This is a genomic window from Streptomyces sp. NPDC025784, assembly GCF_055558435.1.
Genome location: NZ_JBVHMN010000021.1, coordinates 67,429 through 88,965, shown reverse-complemented (window position 1 = coordinate 88,965; position 21,537 = coordinate 67,429). Strand labels below are relative to the sequence as shown.

The window sequence follows — 21,537 nt, the reverse complement described above, 5'->3', positions numbered from 1 at the left end:
ATGAACGGACGGAACTTCAGCACCGGGATCCCGGGGGTGGACTTCCTGATCACCTTCCTCCAGGGCCGGGTGCAGCGCGCCCGCTCCGGCGAACTCGACCGGGGTGCGTCCGCGGTGGAGTGGGTCATCATCTCCGCCGTCGTCGTCGCGATCGTCGGCGTGGTCGCCGCCATCATCAACGCCGCCCTCAGCGACGGCGCCAACAAGGTGGGCGACTGCATCAAGGGCGCGGACGCCGGCAAGACCTGCTGAGCCGTTCCGCTACTTCTCACACGGGGACACGGGTGCGCGCACGTCCAGGGGTACGTCGCTGGGTACGCCGCCGGGTGGAGGCCGCCTCCGCCCGCGGCGACTCCGGCATGACCGCGATCGAGTTCGTGCTGCTCACGCCGGTGCTCTTCTTCATGATCTTCGCGACGGTGCAGTTCGCGCTGTACTTCTTCGCCGATCACGTGGCCCAGGCGGCGGCCCAGGCGGGCGCCCGCAAGGCCCGCGCCACGGCCGACGAACAGCCCGGAGCGTGGCGGGGCGAGGCACGTGACGTCGTCGACAGCTACATCCGCCAGCTCGGCCCGCAGCTGGTCCTGTCCCCGGACGTGAAGCTTCTCCAGCCCGAGCAGAACAAGGTCGGGGTGGAGATCACGGCCAAGGTGCCCACCGTGTTCCCGGGCCTGGACCTCACGGTGCACGCCCAGTCGGTGGGCCCGGTGGAGAGATTCGTGAAGGAGGGCGAGAACTGATGACGGCGCTCGTCTCCTTCGTACGGGACCGGGTGACGGCGTGCCGCGAGGGCGACCGGCGCCGGGGACCCCGGGGGCAGCACGTGGACCGGCGTGACCCGGGAGGCCGGCGGGACCGGGCGTACCGGGGAGACCGGGGACTGTCCACCGTGGAGGTGGTGATCCTCGCCCCCGTGATGATCCTCTTCATCCTCGTCCTGGTGGCCTTCGGACAGCTCGTCGACGGCCGGGGCGCGCTCGACGGGGCCGCTCGGGACGCGGCACGCGCCGGATCCCTCCAGCGGGAGGAGGCGACCGCGATGTCCGAGGCGCAGAAGGCGGCCGACGCCGACCTCGCGGACGTGTGCTCCGGCCCGGTGACCGTCACCAAGACCAGCACCGGATTCGCGGACGCCGAGCTCTTCACGGTCGAGGTCAGCTGCCAGGTGCGGGGCCTCGCCATGCTCGGGCTGGACGTCCCGACGACACTGACCAGCTCGTTCACCTCGCCGCTCGACCCCTTCAAGAGGAAGGCGTGATGGGGCACATGAGGCCGCGCGCAGCGGCGGGACAGGCCGGGCCGGGTGCCCGGGCGGGGCGGGGCGGGGCGGGCGACCACGAGGCCCCTTCGGGGCTGCGTACCCGCGCCCGGGAGTGGGCCGGGGCGCGCCGGGCCCGCCTGGACGACCGTGGTTCCGGCGCCGGCGCGGTCATCATCTTCGCGATCGTCTTCCTCTCCCTGTCGGCCTTCGTCATCGACGGCGGCATGTCGATCTCCAAGCGGGAGCGGGCCGCGGACATAGCCGAACAGGCCGCCCGCTACGCCGCCCAGGATGTCGACAAGGAAGCCCTCTACCAGAACCAGGGCAAGGGCGGCGCCCCCATCCGCTACCAGAACTGCGGGGCCCGTGTGAAGGCGTTCGCCCGCGAGATGGGCATGTCCGGCGCGGACATCGCGGCCACGCACTGTGTGGCCGCGGACGAGAACCAGGTCGAGGTCGAGGTCCAGCTCACCTACTCCCCGGTCTTCACCGGCATGTTCTACGGCGGCGACGTCGTCGTGCACGGCAGCGCGGTGGCGGAGAACGAGGTCGGCTGAGCCGGCACCGCCGCAGCGGCGGACGAGCGGAGGTACGTGGCGGTGTTCGGGCGGAAGAAGGACGACCCGGTCGTCGAACCCGTGCCCTGGGAAGGGACCGGCGGCGTCGGAGGCTTCGTCGTCGGCGACGTGCTGCGCCCTGCGGCCTTCCGGCGCAAGGCGCTGACGGGGGAGCGGGCCGTAAGGGAACCGACGATGCGGGGCGGCGTACGGTACTTCGCCCCGGCGGCGGTCGTCACGCGCCTCGGCGAGGCCGACGACAGGACCCCGTCGTACGAGCTGCACGCGGCCGTCGAGCCCGGCGGGGCACCGCTGTGCGTCCTCACGCCCGTGCCCCGCGGCACCGCCTACCGCGTGACCGACGCCGACGGAGCGGAACTGGGGCACGTGCACCGCACCTCCGCCGCCAAGCGGGCCGTCCAGCACGGCTGGTGGCTGCGGCAGCCCGGACACCCGGAGATCGTGGCCCGCTACCACTGGGCCAGAGGCAGTGCGAAGGACGTCGCCGCGCGGGGCAGGGAGAAGGCGGTCCGCGGAGCAGGCGCCCTCGTCTCCGGCGTCGTCGACTCCGTCGCCGGTCTGGGGGCCGAGGGCGGCGACCAGCGCAGTACGCACGTGTGGAAGCCGGTGACGTGGCGTACGGGGGACGAGGAGGAGGACCTGGTCCTCACCTGCGGCCACCTGGACGGCGTACGGGTGTACCACCCGCACGCCCCGTGGCTGGATCGCCGCCTGGCGTTCGCACTGGCGGTACTGCGGGAGGCGTGACGCCGGCCGACGCGGTGCGGTGCGCCAGGACCTGCGCTACTTCCCGCCGTCGCCCTTGCCGCCCTTCTTCTCCGTCTTCACCCCGTCGGAGACGTCCTTGGCCAGCTTGTCGTCGAGCTTCTTGAACTCGCGGACGACGGCGTCGGACATGTCGGCGAGGGCGTCGAGGGCCTGGGAGATGTCCTCACGGCCGTCCTCCCAGCCGGACTCGAAGTCGTCGAGCGCGTCGTAGACGGTGTGGTCGCCGAGGTCGTCCTTGTAGGACTCGAAGAGCTTCTTGGTGTGGTTCAGCCGGGTCTTGATGTCGCGCAGCCGCCCGCCGTAGTCCTCCAGCTCGCTGAGCGGGAGCGCGAGGTCGCTCTTGCCCGTGCCCATGTGCGGGTCCCCCTTGATTCGTCAGACGAAGCGGAACGTGCCGGTCACGGCGTCGAAGACGTCGTGGAACGCCTCCGCCAGATCCAGCACCGGGCTGGCCCCGGAGACGAGCACCACCTGACCGGCGGTTCCCGGGACGGGAATGTACGTCTGGGTCAGCACCATACGAAGGGTACGGGTGTCTCCCTGCGCGACGGGAACGTCCTCGACGCCGAACGTCCGTGCAGCCGTGCCGACTTCGGGGATGTCGACGGTGGTGACCGTGCGCCGGACGTCGCCGTCGCGGCGCGGCGTGATGGTCCGCAGGCTCTCGGCGATGGCCCGCGGATCCGTGGACAGGGCCACGCCCTGGCGGAGAACTTCGAGGGCGTGCCGCTGTCGGCGACGGCACCATGTCCGTGCTCGGCGCCAAGAACAAGCACGCGTGGCGGCGGCAGTCAGTCCGGCATCGGGAGTCCCGCAGCCTCGGCGAGCCGCATTGCTTCGTCCTCCGAAATCTCGGGCGGTACGAAGCCGAGCGACTCCGCGTGCCGGATGAACTCGGCGGGCGGGGCCACGCGATGGTACTGGACGTAGTCGGACCAGGCCAGATTCCAGACCCAGGTCCCGTCCGTCATGACACCGACACGAACCCGCATTCCCTCGGTGTCGGAAAAGGGGTCGGGAAGAGTGCCGGGCGAGAAGAGCAGCGGTTCTGCGGTCTCCATATACCTGGCAAGCTTTACGGCGAGCTCTCCCGGGAGTGCGCCGATGGAGCACTCGATCTCACTTGTCGCCTCGCCGATGGGCCGCGGAGGGGGTACTGACGTCATGTCGTGATCCTTAGGCAGCGGCTTTACCTGAACGGGAGCGTTCCGTGTTAAAGCTCGAACGTCCGGTCGTCGATAAGGTCGCCGCTCTCCGACCATTTTTTGATTGACTTGGGCATTCCGCGCCGACCATATTCCTTCTCTAGGGCGAGCTGGCCGTTCGGGTGCCAGTCACGCCAAATGCCGACCGGAATTCCCCGTGAGCATTGACCTTCCGCGCGATAAGTGCCATCGGAATACCATTCTTGGGTTGGGCCGTCCTCGATTCCGTCCACATACGTGGTCAAGGCGATCACTTGGCCCGTGCGTGGACTGGTCTCAATGGTTTCACCGCTAAAGAGGTGACCTTGGTGGAGCAGTGACTGGTCAAGCCCCATGTCGAGGTCTGGATCGTCTACATTGATACGCATCAGTAAGTAACTCCAGGTACAAGAAATCCATCGCCCGGTGGCCAACCGGTGAATCTTCCAGCGACGCTGTCGACGCCTCCAAGGACATTGCGGCAGTTGGCGCAGTCCGGGTGAGGGTATTCGAAAGTGAGATCCCCACTTCGGTCGGGGTGGGGGCCATTCATTGTTCGTCACGTTGTCGACGCTGTCCCGAATGGTGGCGTGGATGTCGGTGGGGTCTATTTCATTTCCCTTGCGGCCGTTGATTCCTTCGTAGACCCGCCCGGTTCTGCGATCCACGCCCACGGCCAGGCAATCACCGAGGTCCTTCTTCCTGAACGCGTCTGTTCCTTCGGAAATGAGGTCCTTGTAAGACTGGCTTCGCAGTTCGGTGACATGCTTCAGATACTCGGATACTGGCTGTCCGTCAATTTTCGATATGAGCCTGTCGCTTCCGGGTGTCATGCGGCTCTTGGGCAGCCTTGGCCGTGGCGGTACACACCCAGTCGTTGGCGCCGCTCAACGCGGTTTTCGCGGTGGAGAGTTCGGCGTGTGCTGTGCGGCCGTCGCGGAGGGCCTGGTCCGCTTTCTCCTGGGCCTTCTGCGGGAGCCAGTTCCTTACGGCGCCAGGTCCGGTGGTGACGTCGATCCGGTGCCCTGTGTCGAGGGGATGCGGCAGTTGCCCGCGCGTCTATCGCCGGCCCTGGTCTACGTCATGTCGATTCCGAGGTCCCGTTCCAGGATTTCCGTCAGTCGACTCTCCGACACCTCTGGCACCTGATGGTGGGCGACCCTGACGTGTGCGACGAACTCCGCGGGCAGGGACACGTGATACGTGGCGAGGTAGTAGGGGAGATCCTCACGCCACAGCCAGGTTCCGTCCGTGTACAGCGATCCGATACCGGACAGCCCGGGGGCTGCGGGGTCCAGGACGTCGGGGCCCGCGCTCATCTCGCTCCAGATCCCCGCCCCGTTTCTGAGGTAGGAGACGATCTTCGCCTCGTCCGGCTCTCCTGTCGGGTTCACGGCATCACGCAGGAGTCCGTCAAGCGGGAGCCCCCACCCGGGTGCGAGTTCGGAGAAGAAGCCAACGGGGCGGATCATCTGAGCTCCTGGGTTGCGCCGTCCGCCCCGCACGGTGCCTCCGTTGTCGTCCTCACCGTCGCGTCGGTGAGGTCCAACTGGATGGCGCCCTATGGGCTGTGCGCGCTCGTCGGCCGGCCGTACGGATGCCGAGGTCCCGTCCGGACCTAGCGGTTGATCGACTGGATTTCCTGGACATTCATGTCCTGGGTCGTCTCGAAGGTGCCGTCCGGGAGGTCGCCCTTGGCGCCGCCGGTGCCTTCCCAGGAGATCTGCCAGGTGATGGAGGCCTTCAGCTGGTACGGGGCGCCGCTCGTGGCGCGCAGGTACTCGATGCCGCACGGCGGCGTCCTGTCGGAGTCGCCCTTCTTGTACGGGGTGCCGATCGAGCCGTCGTCGTCGATCTTGCACTCGCCGGAGGCCGGGAACGTGTCGGCGTCCTCCGTGCCGGGCTCCAGGTGCAGCGCGACCGGCTTGGCCGTGGTCTCCGCCCACAGGTTGGTGTTCGGGAGCTCGGCGCGGACGGTGACGTCCTGGAAGGTGCCCTTGTCGAGCCAGATCCACGTGGGCAGATTGACCGTGGACTTGCCCTCGGGCTTCAGCTCGATCTTGGTCTCGGGGACCTTGACCTGGTTGTACGCGTATCCCGCCAACGTCTCCGGGGTCGGTGCGTGCGGGATCTTCGGAACCTGCCGGTCGGGCTCCCAGAACATGATCCGACCGCAGTCCCAGGACTCCGGATCGCTGTCGTCGGGAGCCACGCTGCGCCAGAAGTAGCCACCCTTGCCGATGTTGTAGTTCTTGTAGCCTTCGGCGGTGCTGTTCTCGTCGTCGAAGTTGGTCTCAGGGTTGCCTTCGTCGTAGTGCTTGGTCCACAGGTCCTTGCCGAACCAGGATTCGTGGATGCCGACATCGCCGTTGCCGTCCGACGTGTCGACGAACTCCTTCAGACCGGCGGGGGTGAAGACAGGCTCGTACCAGCACGCCGGCGGTTTCCAGTTCGTGTTCGCCGGCGCGACGTTTCCCCGCTTCCCGCTGGTCGGCCCCTTGACCTGGCGGACCTTGATCTGGGAATGAGTGGCCGACGCGTAGGCGGACACGTTTCTCTTGCCGTCGGCATTGCCGCCCGTGTCATTGGTGCCACCGCCGCCCACGGCACTTGCCTGCGGGGCCCAGAGGAGAGCGGAGGCGAGCGACGCGGCTGTCAGTGCGGGCATCAGGTGCCGGGACTTCATGACGCGCAACCGCCCCTCTTGGACTGGGTGGACACGTTCTGCCAGACGTTCTCAGCGTTCTTGCGAAGCGTGACGGTGTAGAAGACCTCGGGGTCCGTACCGGCCGGGTTCCCCTCGACCTTGCTCGTCTTGCGGTCCCTTGTGTAGGCCTTCGACTCGTCGGTGCAGTAAGTGACGGCTGCTCGCGTCTTGTTGCTGCCGAGGACGGTGACCTTCGCGTCGAACGCGGGCAGTTTGCCGAAGACGGTCAGGTTCTTGTCCGTGTAGGTCTTGATCCACCGCTGGTCCTGCGAGAGGCCGGAGTCGGTGTCGTAGAAGGCCAGGGCGTCGCCGCCGTCGGGCTTGTTCGCGGTGATCGCCGCGTAGCCGGCCCGGAGCTGTTCTCTGGTGTCGTTGAGGACCGCCTGCTCGACGGGGTCACTGCTGGTCCAGTCCTGGAAGGTGAGCTGGAAGTTGCCAGGAAGGGTGACCTGCGGCCGCTTCGCGTCCGAACCCCCCGTCGCCGAAGCCGACGGTGACGTCGAGCCCGTGTCCGCGCCCTTGATGTCGTCCGAGGACTTGTCGTCGCCTCCGCCGCAGGCGGTGAGGAGGAGGGCCGTGGTCGCGGTGAGCGCGGCGGCGGCTGTGGTCAGGGCGCGACGGGACACGGGCTTTCTCCCCCAGTGTTCGGCATGTGTGCAGCAGAGAACGAAGCTATCAGGGGCGCGTAGAGGGCATAGGGGTGGCAACGGGGGATTGTGTGGGGACCGTGAGAACTGTGACATGACGGTTGCGAATGATGGTGAGCTGAGGCGGGACACGGATTCCGGGGCAACGGGCAAGTCGGACTTAGGGGGTGAGGGCCGGTAAAGCGGGCCGTCGCTCAAGTCCCGTCCCCTGCCTGACCTTCGACGACCTCCGTACGATCTCGATAGGCTCAGCACACCCCCCGGACCACCTCAGCAGCTCCAAGCTCCCGCCTCCCTCCCCACTCGACCCCAGGACACCCGCCATGGCCCGACGCACCACTTCAAGCTCGACGGGAAGCACGCCGGGTCCGAGGAATCGGACGCCGCAGCCGCTGCCCCGGCGTCGACGGACGTTCGGGGACTTCGCGAAGGCGACCGCCGCGTTCGTCGCGCTGCTGGTGCTGCTCGTCGGCGTTCCGGGCGCGCTCGTGGTCAGCGTGGGGTGGCCGCTGCCGCACGGGGCGCCCTCGCTGGACTGGCTGCAGCAGGAGATCACGGTCGGCACGTTCATCAATGTGCTGACGGTGATCGTGTGGTTCGCCTGGGCCCAGTTCACCGCCTGCGTGCTCGTCGAGGTGAAGGCCGCGCTGTCGGGCGTGGGCCTGCCGAACCGTGTCCCCGGCGCCGGTCCCAGCCAGCTGCTCGCCCGCCAGCTCGTCGCCGCGCTGCTGCTCGTCGGCGCCACCGCGGCCAGCTTCGCACCGGGTCTCTCGCAGCTCGGCCAGAGCCTGGAGGGCAACCAGCACGGCACGGTCGCCGCCGCGCAGCAGACCCCGGGCGGGCTGTTCGCACAGCAGCAGGAGCAGGCCGCGTCCAGCGCGGCCGCCGCGCTCGCCGAGCAGGCCGCCGACGCGGCGTCGCACGCCGACGCCGGGAGCGGTCACGCCGCCCAGGAGGGCGACACCAAGTACTACCGGATCCATCCGCCCGAGGGGCGCCACCACGACTCGCTGTGGGAGATCGCCGAGCGGCACCTCGGCGACGGGCGCCGCTACAAGGAGATCTACCAGCTCAACAAGGACCGTGCGCAGCCCGACGGTTCCAAGCTCTCCGAGGCGAGTCTGATCCGCCCCGGCTGGATCCTGGAGATGCCCGGCGACGCCCACGGCGGCGACCTCGTCGAGCTGCCCGACGAGGCGCCGAAGGTCTCCGAGCAGGTCCAGCAGCAGATCCACGACTACGCGAAGACCGGCGACCACCAGCAGGGCGGCGGTCAGCAGGGCGGCGGCACCGGCGACCGGGACACCGCCCACATCCACCTGCCCCATCAGCGGCCGGGCGGCGACCAGGGCGTCGGCCGTGGCGGGGACCAGCGGCACGAGCAGGGCGCCTCGCACGCCTCGGACTCCTCGGCCGCCGAGGAGAGCGGATTCTCCTTCGGGCTGCCCGAGACGCTCGTCGGCGCCCCCCTCCTCGCCGCGGGCCTGCTCGGCGCGCTCGGCCGCCGTCGCCGCCAGGCCCTGTGGCAGTCGGCGCTCGGCGCGATCGGCGGGCGGCGCGGCATGGAACCGCCGGTCCCGACCGGTTCGGCCGCGGACGCGCAGGACGCGCTGCTGGTGGGCGCCGACCCCGAGGGCGTACGGCTGCTCGACCTGTCGCTGCGCGGGCTCGCCGCGGCGCTCGCCGCCGAGTCGCGCCCGCTGCCGACCGTCTACGCGGCCTGGCTCAGCGGCAACGGCGACCTGCACCTCCAGCTCGCCCAGCCGGCCGGGAAGCCGCCCGCGCCCTGGCAGCTCGGGCAGGACCAGACGTTCTGGATGCTGGCGCGGGCCGACGCGGAACGGTACGAGGACGTCGACACCGCCGCTCCCTACCCCGGCCTCGTCAGCCTCGGGACGATGGACGACTCCCGGCTGCTCCTCAACCTGGAGTCCGTCCCCGGCATCGTGTCGCTGAGCGGCAGCGCGAGCGACCGTGCGGGCGTCTTCGCCTCCGTCGCGGCCGAGTTGGCGACCAACGGCTGGTCCGACCGCATGACGATCACGCTCGTCGGCTTCGGCGAGGACCTCACGCCGCTGGCGCCCAACCGGCTGCGCCACCTCGACGACGTCGAGGCGCTCGTGGAGACCATGGAGGCGGAGACGCGGCAGCGGCGCGGTGCGCTGGGCGCCGCCGGTCACGACTCCGTGCTCACCGGCCGTACCGGGCCCGCCCAGCACACCCGCTGGGCCCCGCATCTGGTGCTGCTGGCCGCCGAGCCGTCCGCCGAGGACGCCGTCAAGCTCGCCGAACTCGCCGCCGACGCGAGCCGGCTCGGCATCGGCTACCTCGTCGGCACGGAGAGCGGCGATCTGCCGGGCGCCGCCTGGGAGATGGAGATCACCGGCGAGGGCAGACTTCTCGCACCGCTGCTCGGCCTGGAACTCGACGCGCAGGTGCTGCCGGTGGCGCAGCAGCGGGCGGTCGTGGAGCTTTTCGTCGAGGCGGACCCCGAGCGCGAGAGCACCAACTCCGCGGCGCCGCCGTTCCTCGTCGACATCAGCGAGCAGGGCCGGCCGGCGGTGTACGCGCGGCTCGTCGGCCCGTACGAGATCATCGGTCTGGACACGCCGGACGGCGAGCGCAGTCCGTTGATGCACGAGGCGCTCGCGCTGCTGCTCCTGCACCGCGAGGGCGTGCACCCGCGGGTGCTGTCGTCCGCGCTGTGGCCGCGCGGGGTCACCGACGACGTGCGGGACGCGCTCGTCGAGCGGCTGCGCGGCTGGCTCGGCACCGACCCGGACGGCATCGCCCGCCTCGGCACCGACACCACCGGGCGGCTCACGCTCGCCAAGTCGGTCGTCTCCGACCTGGACGTGCTGCGGTCGCTGTACCACGAGGCGACGCAGGGCAAGGGTGTCAACAGCCGTGCGGTACGCGGGCGGTTGCTCACGGACGCGCTCGTCCTGGTGCGCGGTCCGCTGCTCGCCGAGCGCCCCGCGGGCCGGTACGGCTGGCTCACGCACGAGATCATCGACGCGCAACTCCCGCTGCTCGTCGCGGACATCGGGCTCGCGCTGTCCGCCTTCCACCTGGAGAAGGACCGCGCGGAGAAGGCCATCGAGGCCCTGAACGCCGCCCTGAACTCCGCCCCCGCCGACGAGCGCCTGTGGAACGAACTGCTGCGCGCGACGCACACGACCGGTGACGGCGACCGTATGAAGCGGCTCGCGGCGGACCTGGTCGCCCGCAGCGGTGCGCGCGGGCTGCCGCCGCGCACCGAGGCGCTGCTCGACGAGCTGCTGCCGACGTGGCGGAGCGGTGTCGCCGCCGTCGGATGAACCGGGCGGCGCGCGGTGCCGTGGGCGCGGCGGCGACCGGCCGCGCCCACCTGGGGCCCGCCGCGCCCACCTGGGGCCCGCCGGGGCCCGCCTGGGCGACAAGGCCCTCGCCCCGCGCGACGACGCCCCCGCCCCCGTGGCGGGACGCGCCGAGACCGTCAGCCCTCCGTGGGAAGACGCGCCGGGGCGGTCAGCTCTCCGTGCGAGGACGCGCCGGGGCGGCCAGCTCCCTGCGGGAGGACGCGCCGGGGCGGTCAGCTCTCCGTGCGAGGACGCGCCGGGGCGGTCAGCTCTCCGTGCGAGGACGCGCCGGGGCGGCCAGCTCCCTGCGGGAGGACGCGCCGGGGCGGCCAGCTCCCTGCGGGAGGACGCGCCGGGGCGGCCAGCTCCCTGCGGGAGGACGCGCCGGGGCGGCCAGCTCTCCGTGCGAGGCCGCGCCGAGGCGATCCGTCCTCTGCGGAAGGGCGACCGGTCCGGTCCGGTCCGGCCCGCGGGCGACGACCGGACCCGGAGTGCACCGCGACCCGAGCCCCGGCCCGAGCTCCGACCGGAGCCTCGGCCCAAGCTCCGGTCCGCGTGTCGGTCCGCGCGTCGGTGCGGTCCGCGCCGGGCCGCACGTCACCGACGGCAGGCGGGCCCGCTGACCGGCTCGCGGACGAGGACCGTGCCGATCCGCCCCGCGGGCGACGACCGTGCCGATCCGCCCCGCGGACGACGACCGTGCCGATCCGCCCCGCAGGCGATGGCCCACCCGGCGTGCCCTGCGCGACGATGACCCGCGGCAGCAAACGAACTCATGGGGTGAATGCGTGGACCTCGAACTCTGGGTGGCCGTCGGCGCCGCTCTCTGGGGCGCGGCGGCCGGGCTGTTGGTGCCCCGGCCCGCGTACCGCCTGTCCGTGCGGCCGGACGAACCGTGGCGCGACCGCTGCCCCGAGGGGCACGCCCTCACCGGCCCGGCGCACGGCTGGCTCGGGCTCGCCCGCTGCCCGGAGTGCCGCGGCGACCGGGGGCGTGCGCCCGGTGTCCCGCGTACGGCGTCGGAGGTGTCCGGCGACGCGGGCCGGGTCGCCCTGGACGGCGTCCCGTCCGCGTACGGCCCCGGCGTGCCTCTCGTCTCCCTCACCACCGCCCTGGTCTGTGCCGGTCTCGCCCTCGCCACCGGTACCCGGCCGGAGCTCGCCGTCTGGTTGCTGCTCGCGCCCCTCGGCGTGCTGCTCGCCGTGGTGGACTTCCGGGTGCAGCGGCTGCCGGACGTGCTGACCCTGCCGCTCGCCGGGGCCGCGCTCGTACTGCTCGGGGCGGCGGCGTTCGTGCCCGAGCACGCCGGGGACTGGCTGACCGCGCTGTACGGGTCGCTCGCACTCGGGGGCGCATACTTCCTCCTCTTCCTCATCAACCCGAACGGCATGGGGTTCGGGGACGTGAAACTCGCGCTGGGCCTCGGGGCCGTACTCGGCTGGTACGGGTGGAGCGTGGTGCTGCTGGGCACCTTCGCCGGGTTCCTGTTCGGCGGGCTGTACGGGATGGGCCTGGTCGTGGTGCGGCGCGCCGGACGCAAGACGTCGATCCCCTTCGGACCCTTCCTCGTCGCGGGCGCCTACGTGGGGCTGCTGATCGGCGCGTACGCGGCCTGAACGGGGTCGTGGCCACGGCGTACGCGGGCTGGCGTCGAGTGCCCGAGGTGGCTGGCGTAGGCTGGATCGGTCCGCCCACACCCCTCCGAAAGGGACGCCCCGGTGACCGAGAAGGCCGACCTCCAGTCCGTCCTCGACCGTGCCGCCGCAGGCGGGCGGATCACCCCCGAGGAGGCGCTCGACCTCTACCGGGACGCCCCGCTGCACGCCCTGGGTGCCGCCGCCGACGCCGTACGCCGCCGCCGGTACGCCGGTACGGAGCACATCGCGACGTACATCATCGAGCGCAACATCAACTACACGAACGTGTGCGTCACGGCGTGCAAGTTCTGCGCCTTCTACGCGGCCCCCAAGGACACCGCCAAGGGCTGGACGCGCGACCTCGACGACATCCTGCGGCGCTGCGCCGAGACCGTCGAGCTCGGCGGCACGCAGATCATGTTCCAGGGCGGCCACCACCCGGACTACGGCGTCGAGTACTACGAGAAGCACTTCTCCGCGATCAAGGCCGCGTACCCGCAGCTCGTCATCCACTCGCTCGGCGCCTCCGAGGTCGAGCACATGGCCCGCATCTCCAAGGTGAGTGTCGAGGAGGCGATCCAGCGCATCCACTCCGCCGGACTCGACTCCTTCGCCGGCGCCGGCGCCGAGCTGCTGCCGGAGCGGCCCCGCAAGGCGATCGCCCCGCTGAAGGAGAGCGGCGAGCGCTGGCTGGAGATCATGGAGACGGCGCACCGGCTCGGTGTGGAGTCGACGTCCACGATGCTCATGGGCACGGGCGAGACCAACGCCGAGCGCATCGAGCACCTGCGGATGATCCGTGACGTACAGGACCGGACGGGCGGCTTCCGCGCCTTCATCCCGTACACCTACCAGCCCGAGAACAACCACCTCAAGGGCCGTACGCAGGCCACGCTCTTCGAGTATCTGCGGATGATCGCGATCGCCCGCCTCTTCCTCGACAACGTGGCGCACATCCAGGGCTCCTGGCTGACCACCGGCAAGGAGGCCGGCCAGCTCTCCCTGCACTACGGCGCGGACGACCTGGGCTCGATCATGCTGGAGGAGAACGTGGTGTCCTCCGCGGGCGCCAAGCACCGCTCCAATCGCATGGAGATCATCGACCTGATCCGCAAGGCCGACCGCGTGCCCGCCCAGCGGGCGACGACGTACGAGCACATCGTGGTCCACGACGACCCGGCGAACGACCCCGTCGACGAGCGCGTCATGTCCCACATCTCGTCGACCGCGATCGAGGGCGGTACGGCACACCCCGAGCTGAAGCTGCTCGCCTCCAACTAGCCGCGCCGTGCTGACGATCCACACCGCCGACGAGCTCCGGCGCAGCTGGGGCGACACGGCGCCGATCGACGGCGGTGCCGTGGCCGTCGAGGGGGACCGTGTCGCGGGCGTGGGGCCGCTGGACGAGCTGCTGGAGCGGTTCCCCGGGGCGCGCGTACGCCGCTGGCCCGGCTCCCTCGGGCCCGCCCGTGTCCATGAAGGGGTCCTGCCCGCGGCACCGAGCCCCCGCGAACGCGTTCACGCCGTACTGAAGTCGGGCGCCACCGCGGTGCTGGAGGCGTACGCGGACGACGCGGGCCTGCGGGCCGCCGCCGCGCGCAACGACGTCGCCGTGCTCGCGCACCCCCGGATGCCGGTGATCACCGACTCCGGGCGGGCCGACCTCGCGGTCTTCGACGCGGACGGGACGTGCCTCGCGACCGTGTGCGCGGGACGCCTGGTGCACCGGCGCCGATAGAAACGACCGCACGGCCGCGCGACCTGGGTTCCGCCCGCCGACATCCCGGGCTCGCCTGCCGGCACCTCGGACCCGTCCGCCAACACCCTGGTCCTGCGTGTGAGAACCCTGGGCGTGCCCGCCAACACCCCGGGATCGCAGACGCGTTGCCCCGTCCCCGCGCGCACGCACCCGCGCACGGCGGCCGGCTCAGCCGGCGAGGGCTTTCGCGAACGCCCCCGAACTCTGCTTCACCCCACTGCAGTCGGTGGCCGCGTCATCGGAATCGGCGTCGCCGTCCACGCACTGCCGGTCGCGGAACGTCGACCACATGGAGACCCACGCGACCCCCTTCTCCTCGGCGAACGCGCGGACCTGGGCGGCGTCGGAGAGCGTGAACGTCTCGTTGTCGACGTCGTTGACACCGATCATCGAGGTGAGCGCGAGGCCCTGCCAGGCGCCCGCGCTCGACAGCCCGAAGACGTCCTCCAGCTGATCGTGGACCGCCTCGGCGGACGTGATCGCGTAGTCGCCCATGTCGCCCGCGTACGAACTGCCGTAGTTCATCGTCATGATGTCGACCGTGGCGACCTTCACGGAGTGGTCGTTGGCGGACTCCAGGAGAGCGAGGCTGTCGTCGTCGAGTCCGGACGGCATCACGGGCAGGGTGAAGGAGACCTCCAGATCGGTGCGCTCCTTCTGGAGCAGCGCGATCGCCTCGGAGCGCAGCGCCACCGAGTCGGAGTCGGCCAGCTCGTCGCCCTCGATGTCGAAGTCCGCCTGCGACGAGCCGGCGGCGTCGAGCGCTGCACCGTAGGCCGCGGCGAGCGCGCTCGCGCTGTCGCAGGTGGAGGCGAGTTCCTTTCCGGAGGCCCCGCCGAAGGACACGCGCACGCTCGCACCCGACTTCTTCAGCGCCGAGATCCGCGACGCCACGGCCGAGTCGCCGAGGGCGTACGTCCCGTTCCACTTCGGCGTGCAGGAGCTGCCGTCGGAGATCACGAAGGCCAGGTTGTACGTCGTCGGCGACCCGCTGGAGTCCGTGGCGGAGGCGGTGGTGGCACTCACGTACGGGGAGTACGAGGTGGGCGACGACGGGCTGTCGCTGTCGCTGTCGCTGTCGCTGTCGCTGGGCGCGGGTGCCGTGTGCGTCCCGCCCGACCGCGGGGAGGCCGCGTCCGACGCCCCGCCACCGCCCGAGGAGCACCCCGCACAGGCCAGCGCCACCAGGCAGACGAGCCCGGCGGCGGGCTTCAGGAAACTCCTCATTGTGTAAGCACCCGCTCTCGTGATTTCTGTCTCAGGACGGAAACAAACCGCTGAATCCGTAGGGGAAATGTGGCACACGGGGTCGGGAATCCCGAATGAGGATCGTGCGGGACGACGTCGGGAGGAGAAGCGGGCGAAGAGGGATGAAAGGGTGCCGTAAAACGGGGCGTATCACCCATCGACGTGTCGGTCGTAAGAGACGTTCGTCCGGGAAATCTCATAGAGAAAGGACAGATTGAGGCGTCTCTCATGGGTTCCTCACATGAGAGACCGAGTTTCTCGCACATAAAGGCGCCTTAATCTCCGGGGAATGCAATCCGAGTCCGCCGTCGAAAGCCGCGCAACTGCCCGCGGCCGTCGCCGCAAACGCGGCCACGGGGCCGCCGAGGGTCCCGTCTTCGTTGACAACTCCGGGCGCAGAGCGCGCCTGCTGCGCCGTTTCGGCACGCTCGTCGGTGTCGTCTGCCTCGGGTACGCCTGCGTGCTCGGCATGGCCTTCATGGGCTGGGGCACCTCGCTGACACCGTCCGCGCTGTTCCCCTTCGACGGCGGCATGCAGCCGCAGGGCGGCACGGTCCCCACCGGCGCCCCCACCGGGACCCCGCCGTCGGGCCTGCCCACCGGCACCGCCCCTTCCTCCGCTCCCTCCGTGTCCGCCTCCACCGGCGCCAACTGACCGGGACGCAGCCACTCTCATGACTACGACGACGCCCCCGCGCGGCCGCCGCCGCGCCCCCTCCAGGATGGAGCGGGCCGCCGGCAGGGCCGCGGCGCTGCAGAAGCCGCGCGTCATCCTCGCCCTCCTGCTCCTGCTGGCCCTCGTCAGCGTGATGCTCCTCGACGGCTACCTGCGCTCCGAGATCGGCAACGACTCGCGCGTGCGCGACGGCGCGGCCTACGACAAGGTCCCCGAGAAGATCCTCGACGGCGGGCCCATCCTGACCTTCGACAACGGCACGGCGAAGACCCAGTCGGTGCCGGCGAAGACCATCGTGCTCACCTTCGACGACGGGCCGACGGCCACCTGGACGCCCCAGGTCCTCAAGGTCCTGGAGGACAACGACGTCGAGGGCACCTTCTTCATGGTCGGCTCGATGGTCTCGCGCTACCCGGGCATCGTGAAGAAGCTGGTCGAGCAGGGCAACGAGGTGGGGATCCACACCTTCACCCACGTCGACCTCTCCTACCAGGGCGCGGCCCGGCTCAAGCGCGAGCTGAACCAGACCCAGCTCGCCCTCGCGGGCGCCGCGGGTGTCACCACCACGCTGTTCCGCGCCCCGTACTCGTCGGAGATCGACGCCGTCGACAACTACAGCTGGCCCGTCTACAAGGAGATCGGCGGACTCGGCTACACCAGCGTCTTCGTCGACACCGACAGCGACGACTGGAAGAAGCCGGGCGTCTCGAAGATCGTCCAGTGGGCGACGCCGAAGAAGAACAAGGGCGCCATCGTGCTCATGCACGACGCGGGCGGCGACCGCACGCAGACGGTCGAGGCGCTCGACACGTACATCAAGAAGATGAAGGCGAAGGGCTACACCTTCACCACGGTCAGCGGCGCGCAGGCCCGGCTGAACCGCACCGGCGCCGCCGGCACGGGGCAGGCCGCCGCCGGGGGAGCGGCCACGGCGGGCGAGCGGTCCGGCGGGCAGCGGACGAACGGGCAGGAGGCGTCCGGGCAGCAGGCCGCAGAGCAACAGACGGGCGGCCGGCAGGAGAGCGGGGTGGACGGCCAGGGGGCGCGCCCGGGCTCGGCCGGTGCCGCCACGGTCGACACCGAGCAGGCAGCCCACCGCACCGCCACCGGCGCGACGCTCTACGAGGGCAGGGCCCTCATCTGGGCCGTCGCCGTGGCCGAGTGGGTCGTACCGGCCCTGTCCTGGTTCCTCGTCGTCGTCGGAGTCGCCGTCATGGGCCGCTTCGCGATGATGCTGGTCCTCGCCCGCCGCCACCACCGGCAGCGCAACCGCAGGCGCGGCCGGGGCGGGAGGTTCAGCTGGGGGCCGCCGGTCACCGAACCCGTGTCCGTGATCGTGCCCGCCTACAACGAGAAGGAGTGCATCGCCAACACCCTCAAGTCGCTGGCGAGGAGCACCCATCCGATCGAGATCATCGTCGTCGACGACGGGTCGACGGACAACACGTCCGAGATCGCCGAGTCGCTCGGCATGCCCAACGTCCGGGTCGTCCGGCAGGAGAACGCGGGCAAGCCGGCCGCGCTCAACAACGGCGTACGCAACGCCAGATACGACATCGTCGTGATGATGGACGGCGACACCGTCTTCGAGCCGGACGCCGTTCACCAGCTCGTGCAGCCCTTCGCCGACCCGGAGATCGGCGCGGTCGCGGGCAACGCCAAGGTCGGCAACCGCACCACCGTGATCGGCGCCTGGCAGCACATCGAGTACGTGATGGGCTTCAACCTCGACCGCCGCATGTACGACCTGCTGCGCTGCATGCCCACCATCCCGGGCGCCATCGGGGCCTTCCGCAGGGACGCGGTCCTGGAGGTGGGCGGCATGAGCGAGGACACGCTCGCCGAGGACACCGACATCACCATCGCCATGCACCGGGCGGGCCGGCGCGTCGTCTATCAGGAGCACGCCAGGGCCTGGACGGAGGCGCCGGGTTCGCTCAAGCAGCTGTGGTCGCAGCGCTACCGATGGTCGTACGGCACCATGCAGGCGCTGTGGAAGCACCGCAAGTCCCTGACGGACAGGGGCCCTTCGGGCCGCTTCGGCCGGGTGGGCATGCCCCTCGTCGTGCTCTTCCAGATCGTCACGCCGGTCTTCGCGCCGCTCATCGACGTGTTCACCGTCTACTCGATGGTCTTCGTGGACCTCCGTGCCGCGCTGCTCGCCTGGCTGGCCGTCCTCGCCGTCCAACTCGTCTGCGCGGCCTACGCCTTCCGGCTCGACCGGGAGAAGTACCGCTACCTCGCGATGCTGCCGCTCCAGCAACTCGCGTACCGGCAGATGATGTACCTGGTCCTGATCCACTCCTGCGTCACGGCCCTCACCGGCGGACGTCTGCGCTGGCAGAAGCTCAAGCGCACGGGTGAGGTCGGCACCCCGGCGGGGGTGAGCTAGATGAGCTGGGACCAGGGCCGGCAGGGGCAGCACCACCAAGGGCACGACCGGCAAGGGCAGTACGGGCAGTACGACCAGTACCCGCAGCAGGGATACGGCTACGGATACGCGTCCGGATACGTGCAGCAGCCCGATCCGTACGGCCACGGCGAGGAGCCCGATCCGTACGGCCGCGCCCGGCAGCCACAGGCGTACGGCGAGGTGTCTCCCGAGTACGCCGCCGCGGGCGGTGCTCCCGCGGCGCCGCACGGCTGGGACCCGGCCGAACCGCCGTCCCGCGCGGAACCGGCCCCCGGCGGCGACGCGGCGGAGCAACCGCTCCCCGCGCCGGAGGAGTCCGCGCCGCGTACGGGAGCGGGAGCACAGGGCCGCGACCGCTACTTCGACGCCCTCCGCGCCGTCGCCCTGGTGCGTGTCGTGACCTACCACACCTTCGGCTGGGCCTGGGCCGGCCTGGTCTTCCCCTCGATGGGCGTGATGTTCGCGCTCGCCGGCACCCTGATGGCGAAGTCCCTGGAACGGCCCGCCCTCAAGGTGCTCAGAAGCCGGATGCGGCGGCTGCTGCCGCCCTTCTGGTTCTGGGGGTTCTTCGTCGTGGTCGCCATGCTGATCCACGACTGGATGCCCGGCTGGCAGATCGTGTTCTGGATCGTGCCGGTCGGCGACCCGCCGGGCAACCAGTGGGGCGCACAGGCCTGGGAGATCCTCTGGTACCTGCGGACGTACCTCTGGTTCGTGCTGCTCTCCCCGCTCCTCCTGCGGATCTTCCGCAGGGCCCCGATCCCCGTCCTGCTGCTGTCCCTCGTCCCGATCGTGGTCTTCCAGTACGTCCGGCAGCCGCCGTACGACCGCTTCGGCAGCGCCCTCACGGACCTGGCGACGTACGGGTTCTGCTGGCTCCTCGGATTCGCGCACCGCGAGGGCGTGCTCCAGCGGCTGAGGCCGGGACCGGTCGTCCTGGCGTCACTGGCCGCGCTCGCCCTGGGAGGCTGGTACGCGTTCGCCCAGCGGGCGGCGGCCGGCACCTACGACCTGGACGAGATCCCGCTCGCGCAGGCCTTCTGGTCGGCCGGCTTCGTGACGCTCCTGATGTACTTCAAGGCGTACTACGACGTGGACTTCGCGTGGCTCACCCGCTTCCGGCGCCTCGACCGGATCGTGACGATCTTCAACGGCCGGGCGGTGACGATCTACCTCTGGCACGAGATCGCCCTGGTGCTCGCGGTCCCGCTCATCGATCAGTTCTGGAAGGTGCCGGCCTTCGAGAAGTGGCTCCCGCTGGAGAGCCAGTGGTTCATGTTCGGCATCGGCTGGCTGCTGATCTGGGTCGCGGTCCCGCTCTTCGGCTGGGTCGAGGACGTGGCGGCCAGGAAGAAGCCGAGACTCCTTCCCTGAGCGGAACCCGCCGGCGGTCTCCAGGGGGGACCTGAGGCCGGCGTACGGGCCGGGTGCCGGAGAGTCGCCCGGCCCGTACTGCCACAATGGGCCCGTGACCCGCGCATCCCTGGACAAGCAGCCGCACGAAGTCGCCTCGATGTTCGACGACGTGGCGGAACGGTACGACCTGACGAACGACCTGCTGTCGCTGGGCCAGGACCGGGTCTGGCGCAGAGAGGTCGCCAAGGCGGTCGACGCGAGGCCCGCGCAGAAGATCCTCGACCTCGCGGCCGGTACGGCGACCTCGTCCCTGCCCTTCGCGCGCACCGGCGCCTACGTCGTCCCCTGCGACTTCTCCCTCGGGATGCTGCGGGTCGGCAAGAGGAACCATCCGTGGCTTCCGCTCACCGCGGGTGACGCGACGAAGCTGCCCTTCAAGGACGACACCTTCGACGCGGTCACCATCTCCTTCGGTCTGCGCAACGTGCAGGAGACCGACACCGCGCTGAGCGAGCTGTACCGGGTGACGAAGCCCGGCGGGCGGGTCGTGATCTGCGAGTTCTCGCACCCCACCTGGGCGCCGTTCCGCACGGTGTACACCGAGTACCTGATGCGCGCGCTGCCGCCGGTCGCCCGCGCCGTCTCCTCCAACCCGGACGCGTACGTCTATCTCGCCGAGTCCATCCGTGCCTGGCCGACCCAGCCCGAGCTGGCCGAGCGGCTCCGCAAGGCGGGCTGGTCGAAGGTGGCCTGGCGGAATCTGACGGGCGGGGTCGTGGCCCTGCACCGGGGCTTCAAGCCCTGACCGCGGTGCGCCGGCCACGGAGCGGTCGGCGCGCGGGCCGGGCGGCGTACCGGCGCGGTCGCTCAGTGCGGCACCACGAAAGGATCACCGGGTTCGTCGAGTTCGCGGCGCATCCCGCCCGACGGCGGGCGTGGCAGGCGCGGCTCGCGCACTCCCGCGCCGCCCTCGGCGTCACCGAGGTCGAACCACACGGTGACCAGGGCACCGCGTGGGACCTCCACGCCGGGTGGCGGGTACTGCCGTACGACATAGTCGACGACCGTGCGCAGGAAGTCGGGCCGGTCCGGTGCGACCAGCAGCACCCCTTGCGCCTCGGCCGTCTCGCGCGCGTCCACGGCCATCAGGCCGACGAGCCGCGGTACGCGCACTTCGGGAGTCTTGGGTGTTATCTGCACAAGCTTCACCCCCAGCGGTACCGGAAGGGTAAGCCTCCGCCGGTGCCATCCGGAAGTCGTCAGCGGCGCCGCCGGTCCCGCGCGGGCCGGTGCGGGGGAGTGCTCGGGCCGGCGGCAGCTGTGCCGCCGGCCCCGCGTGAGCCGGTGCCGGGCGCGGCAGGGTCGTGCGGGCCGTGAGGGGGCGCTCAGGCCAGCGTCAGGCGGTAGCGGTGGCCCTCCTGGCCCGTCACGGGAGTCGTGAACCGCTCGGCGAGCTCCATGCCGAGCCGCTTCGTGACGGCGATGGAGCGTTCGTTGCGGGCGTTGACCATGGCCACGACGTCATGGACCCCGGCCGCGCGGACCCGCTCCAGGGTGGTGCGGGCCGCCGCCGTGACGTACCCCTTGCCCCAGTGTGCCCGTCCCAGCCGCCAGCCGATCTCGATCTCGCCGGTCGGCCCCCACCCGTGCGGCCACGGCTGTGCCCCCGTGAAGCCCAGCACTTCGCCCTCCGGGCCGACCATCGTCCACAGGCAGAAGCCGTGTTCCGCGTCGTGCCGCCGCTGCCGGGCGGTGAGCTCCTCGTACACGGACAGCTCGGCCGCCCTGCCCCCGTGGAACTCCATGACCTCCGGGTCGGCGAAGATCCGGTGCCAGGCGAACGCGTCCTCGTCGGTGGGGACACGGAGCCGTACGTCGGGGAGAGCTCGGTTCACGGGGGCAGCCCTTCAGCCGGGTGATCAGTACCGCTGCATAGACTGCCCATGTCCAGTGCCCGTCGGC

The 21,537-nt window shown here is 70.8% G+C and carries 22 protein-coding genes; 13 read left to right on the top strand and 9 right to left on the bottom strand.

The annotated features are described in order from the left end of the window. The 5 genes from ACZ4IF_RS35945 (at position 1) to ACZ4IF_RS35925 (ending at position 2,586) form a co-directional block, all read left to right on the top strand. Positions 1–252, top strand: a complete 252-nt coding sequence (locus tag ACZ4IF_RS35945) for a hypothetical protein (RefSeq protein WP_028805786.1) — start codon at positions 1–3, stop codon at positions 250–252. 107 nt (positions 253–359) lie between these two features. After that, a complete protein-coding gene (locus tag ACZ4IF_RS35940; RefSeq protein ID WP_257004899.1) occupies positions 360–740 on the top strand; it encodes a TadE family protein in 381 nt (126 codons plus the stop codon). Then, complete coding sequence (locus tag ACZ4IF_RS35935) at positions 740–1,258, top strand: TadE/TadG family type IV pilus assembly protein (protein WP_467570724.1); 519 nt, start codon at positions 740–742, stop codon at positions 1,256–1,258. Before ACZ4IF_RS35940 ends, ACZ4IF_RS35935 begins: the two co-directional genes overlap by 1 nt. A gap of 8 nt (positions 1,259–1,266) precedes the next feature. After that, positions 1,267–1,818 carry a TadE/TadG family type IV pilus assembly protein gene (locus tag ACZ4IF_RS35930; protein WP_467570722.1) on the top strand — a complete coding sequence of 184 codons (552 nt, stop codon included), beginning with the start codon at positions 1,267–1,269 and terminating at the stop codon, positions 1,816–1,818. Positions 1,819–1,860: 42 nt separating this feature from the next. After that, positions 1,861–2,586 (top strand): hypothetical protein, encoded by a 726-nt coding sequence (locus ACZ4IF_RS35925; RefSeq protein WP_467570719.1) that lies wholly within the window; start codon positions 1,861–1,863, stop codon positions 2,584–2,586. Between the two features lie 36 nt (positions 2,587–2,622). Here the strand turns inward: ACZ4IF_RS35925 and ACZ4IF_RS35920 are convergent, their stop codons facing one another. The 6 genes from ACZ4IF_RS35920 to ACZ4IF_RS35895 form a co-directional block, all read right to left on the bottom strand. Next, a complete protein-coding gene (locus tag ACZ4IF_RS35920) occupies positions 2,623–2,961 on the bottom strand; it encodes a hypothetical protein (RefSeq protein ID WP_028805782.1) in 339 nt (112 codons plus the stop codon). Positions 2,962–2,982: 21 nt separating this feature from the next. Further along, positions 2,983–3,564 (bottom strand): hypothetical protein, encoded by a 582-nt coding sequence (locus ACZ4IF_RS35915; protein WP_467570944.1) that lies wholly within the window; start codon positions 3,562–3,564, stop codon positions 2,983–2,985. 256 nt (positions 3,565–3,820) lie between these two features. Then, a complete protein-coding gene (locus ACZ4IF_RS35910; protein ID WP_467570716.1) occupies positions 3,821–4,624 on the bottom strand; it encodes a toxin-antitoxin system YwqK family antitoxin in 804 nt (267 codons plus the stop codon). Between the two features lie 243 nt (positions 4,625–4,867). Next, complete coding sequence (locus tag ACZ4IF_RS35905) at positions 4,868–5,263, bottom strand: hypothetical protein (protein ID WP_467570713.1); 396 nt, start codon at positions 5,261–5,263, stop codon at positions 4,868–4,870. Positions 5,264–5,409: 146 nt separating this feature from the next. After that, on the bottom strand, positions 5,410–6,477 hold the full coding sequence (locus ACZ4IF_RS35900; RefSeq protein ID WP_467570711.1) for a hypothetical protein: 1,068 nt from the start codon (positions 6,475–6,477) through the stop codon (positions 5,410–5,412). Then, complete coding sequence (locus ACZ4IF_RS35895; protein ID WP_467570708.1) at positions 6,474–7,124, bottom strand: hypothetical protein; 651 nt, start codon at positions 7,122–7,124, stop codon at positions 6,474–6,476. The genes ACZ4IF_RS35900 and ACZ4IF_RS35895 overlap by 4 nt, the downstream gene beginning before the upstream one ends. Positions 7,125–7,468: 344 nt before the next feature. Between ACZ4IF_RS35895 and ACZ4IF_RS35890 the strand changes: the two genes are divergently transcribed. The 4 genes from ACZ4IF_RS35890 to ACZ4IF_RS35875 all read left to right on the top strand — a co-directional run bounded on the left by ACZ4IF_RS35890 (position 7,469) and on the right by ACZ4IF_RS35875 (position 13,861). Continuing rightward, complete coding sequence (locus tag ACZ4IF_RS35890) at positions 7,469–10,465, top strand: BTAD domain-containing putative transcriptional regulator (protein ID WP_467570705.1); 2,997 nt, start codon at positions 7,469–7,471, stop codon at positions 10,463–10,465. Positions 10,466–11,274: 809 nt separating this feature from the next. Then, positions 11,275–12,102 (top strand): prepilin peptidase, encoded by an 828-nt coding sequence (locus ACZ4IF_RS35885; RefSeq protein WP_467570703.1) that lies wholly within the window; start codon positions 11,275–11,277, stop codon positions 12,100–12,102. Between the two features lie 102 nt (positions 12,103–12,204). Further along, positions 12,205–13,404, top strand: a complete 1,200-nt coding sequence (gene mqnC / locus ACZ4IF_RS35880; protein ID WP_432174459.1) for a cyclic dehypoxanthinyl futalosine synthase — start codon at positions 12,205–12,207, stop codon at positions 13,402–13,404. A 7-nt stretch (positions 13,405–13,411) separates the two neighbouring features. After that, on the top strand, positions 13,412–13,861 hold the full coding sequence (locus tag ACZ4IF_RS35875) for an imidazolonepropionase-like domain-containing protein (RefSeq protein WP_467570700.1): 450 nt from the start codon (positions 13,412–13,414) through the stop codon (positions 13,859–13,861). Between the two features lie 189 nt (positions 13,862–14,050). Here the strand turns inward: ACZ4IF_RS35875 and ACZ4IF_RS35870 are convergent, their stop codons facing one another. Further along, positions 14,051–15,109, bottom strand: a complete 1,059-nt coding sequence (locus tag ACZ4IF_RS35870; protein WP_467570698.1) for a chitinase — start codon at positions 15,107–15,109, stop codon at positions 14,051–14,053. A gap of 310 nt (positions 15,110–15,419) precedes the next feature. On the opposite strand from ACZ4IF_RS35870, the gene ACZ4IF_RS35865 reads away from it, so the two are divergent. From ACZ4IF_RS35865 to ACZ4IF_RS35850, 4 genes are all read left to right on the top strand, one after another. Continuing rightward, on the top strand, positions 15,420–15,785 hold the full coding sequence (locus ACZ4IF_RS35865; protein ID WP_467570695.1) for a hypothetical protein: 366 nt from the start codon (positions 15,420–15,422) through the stop codon (positions 15,783–15,785). A 19-nt stretch (positions 15,786–15,804) separates the two neighbouring features. Then, entirely contained in the window at positions 15,805–18,198 is a 2,394-nt protein-coding gene (locus ACZ4IF_RS35860) for a bifunctional polysaccharide deacetylase/glycosyltransferase family 2 protein (protein ID WP_467570692.1), read from the top strand. Further along, positions 18,199–19,593 (top strand): acyltransferase family protein, encoded by a 1,395-nt coding sequence (locus ACZ4IF_RS35855; protein ID WP_467570689.1) that lies wholly within the window; start codon positions 18,199–18,201, stop codon positions 19,591–19,593. Positions 19,594–19,687: 94 nt separating this feature from the next. After that, positions 19,688–20,380: a demethylmenaquinone methyltransferase gene (locus ACZ4IF_RS35850; RefSeq protein WP_467570686.1), complete on the top strand. Its 693-nt coding sequence runs from the start codon at positions 19,688–19,690 to the stop codon at positions 20,378–20,380. A gap of 62 nt (positions 20,381–20,442) precedes the next feature. Here the strand turns inward: ACZ4IF_RS35850 and ACZ4IF_RS35845 are convergent, their stop codons facing one another. After that, positions 20,443–20,748 carry a PASTA domain-containing protein gene (locus ACZ4IF_RS35845; protein WP_467570684.1) on the bottom strand — a complete coding sequence of 102 codons (306 nt, stop codon included), beginning with the start codon at positions 20,746–20,748 and terminating at the stop codon, positions 20,443–20,445. A gap of 212 nt (positions 20,749–20,960) precedes the next feature. Further along, positions 20,961–21,470, bottom strand: a complete 510-nt coding sequence (locus ACZ4IF_RS35840) for a GNAT family N-acetyltransferase (RefSeq protein WP_426680648.1) — start codon at positions 21,468–21,470, stop codon at positions 20,961–20,963. Positions 21,471–21,537: the final 67 nt, after the last annotated feature.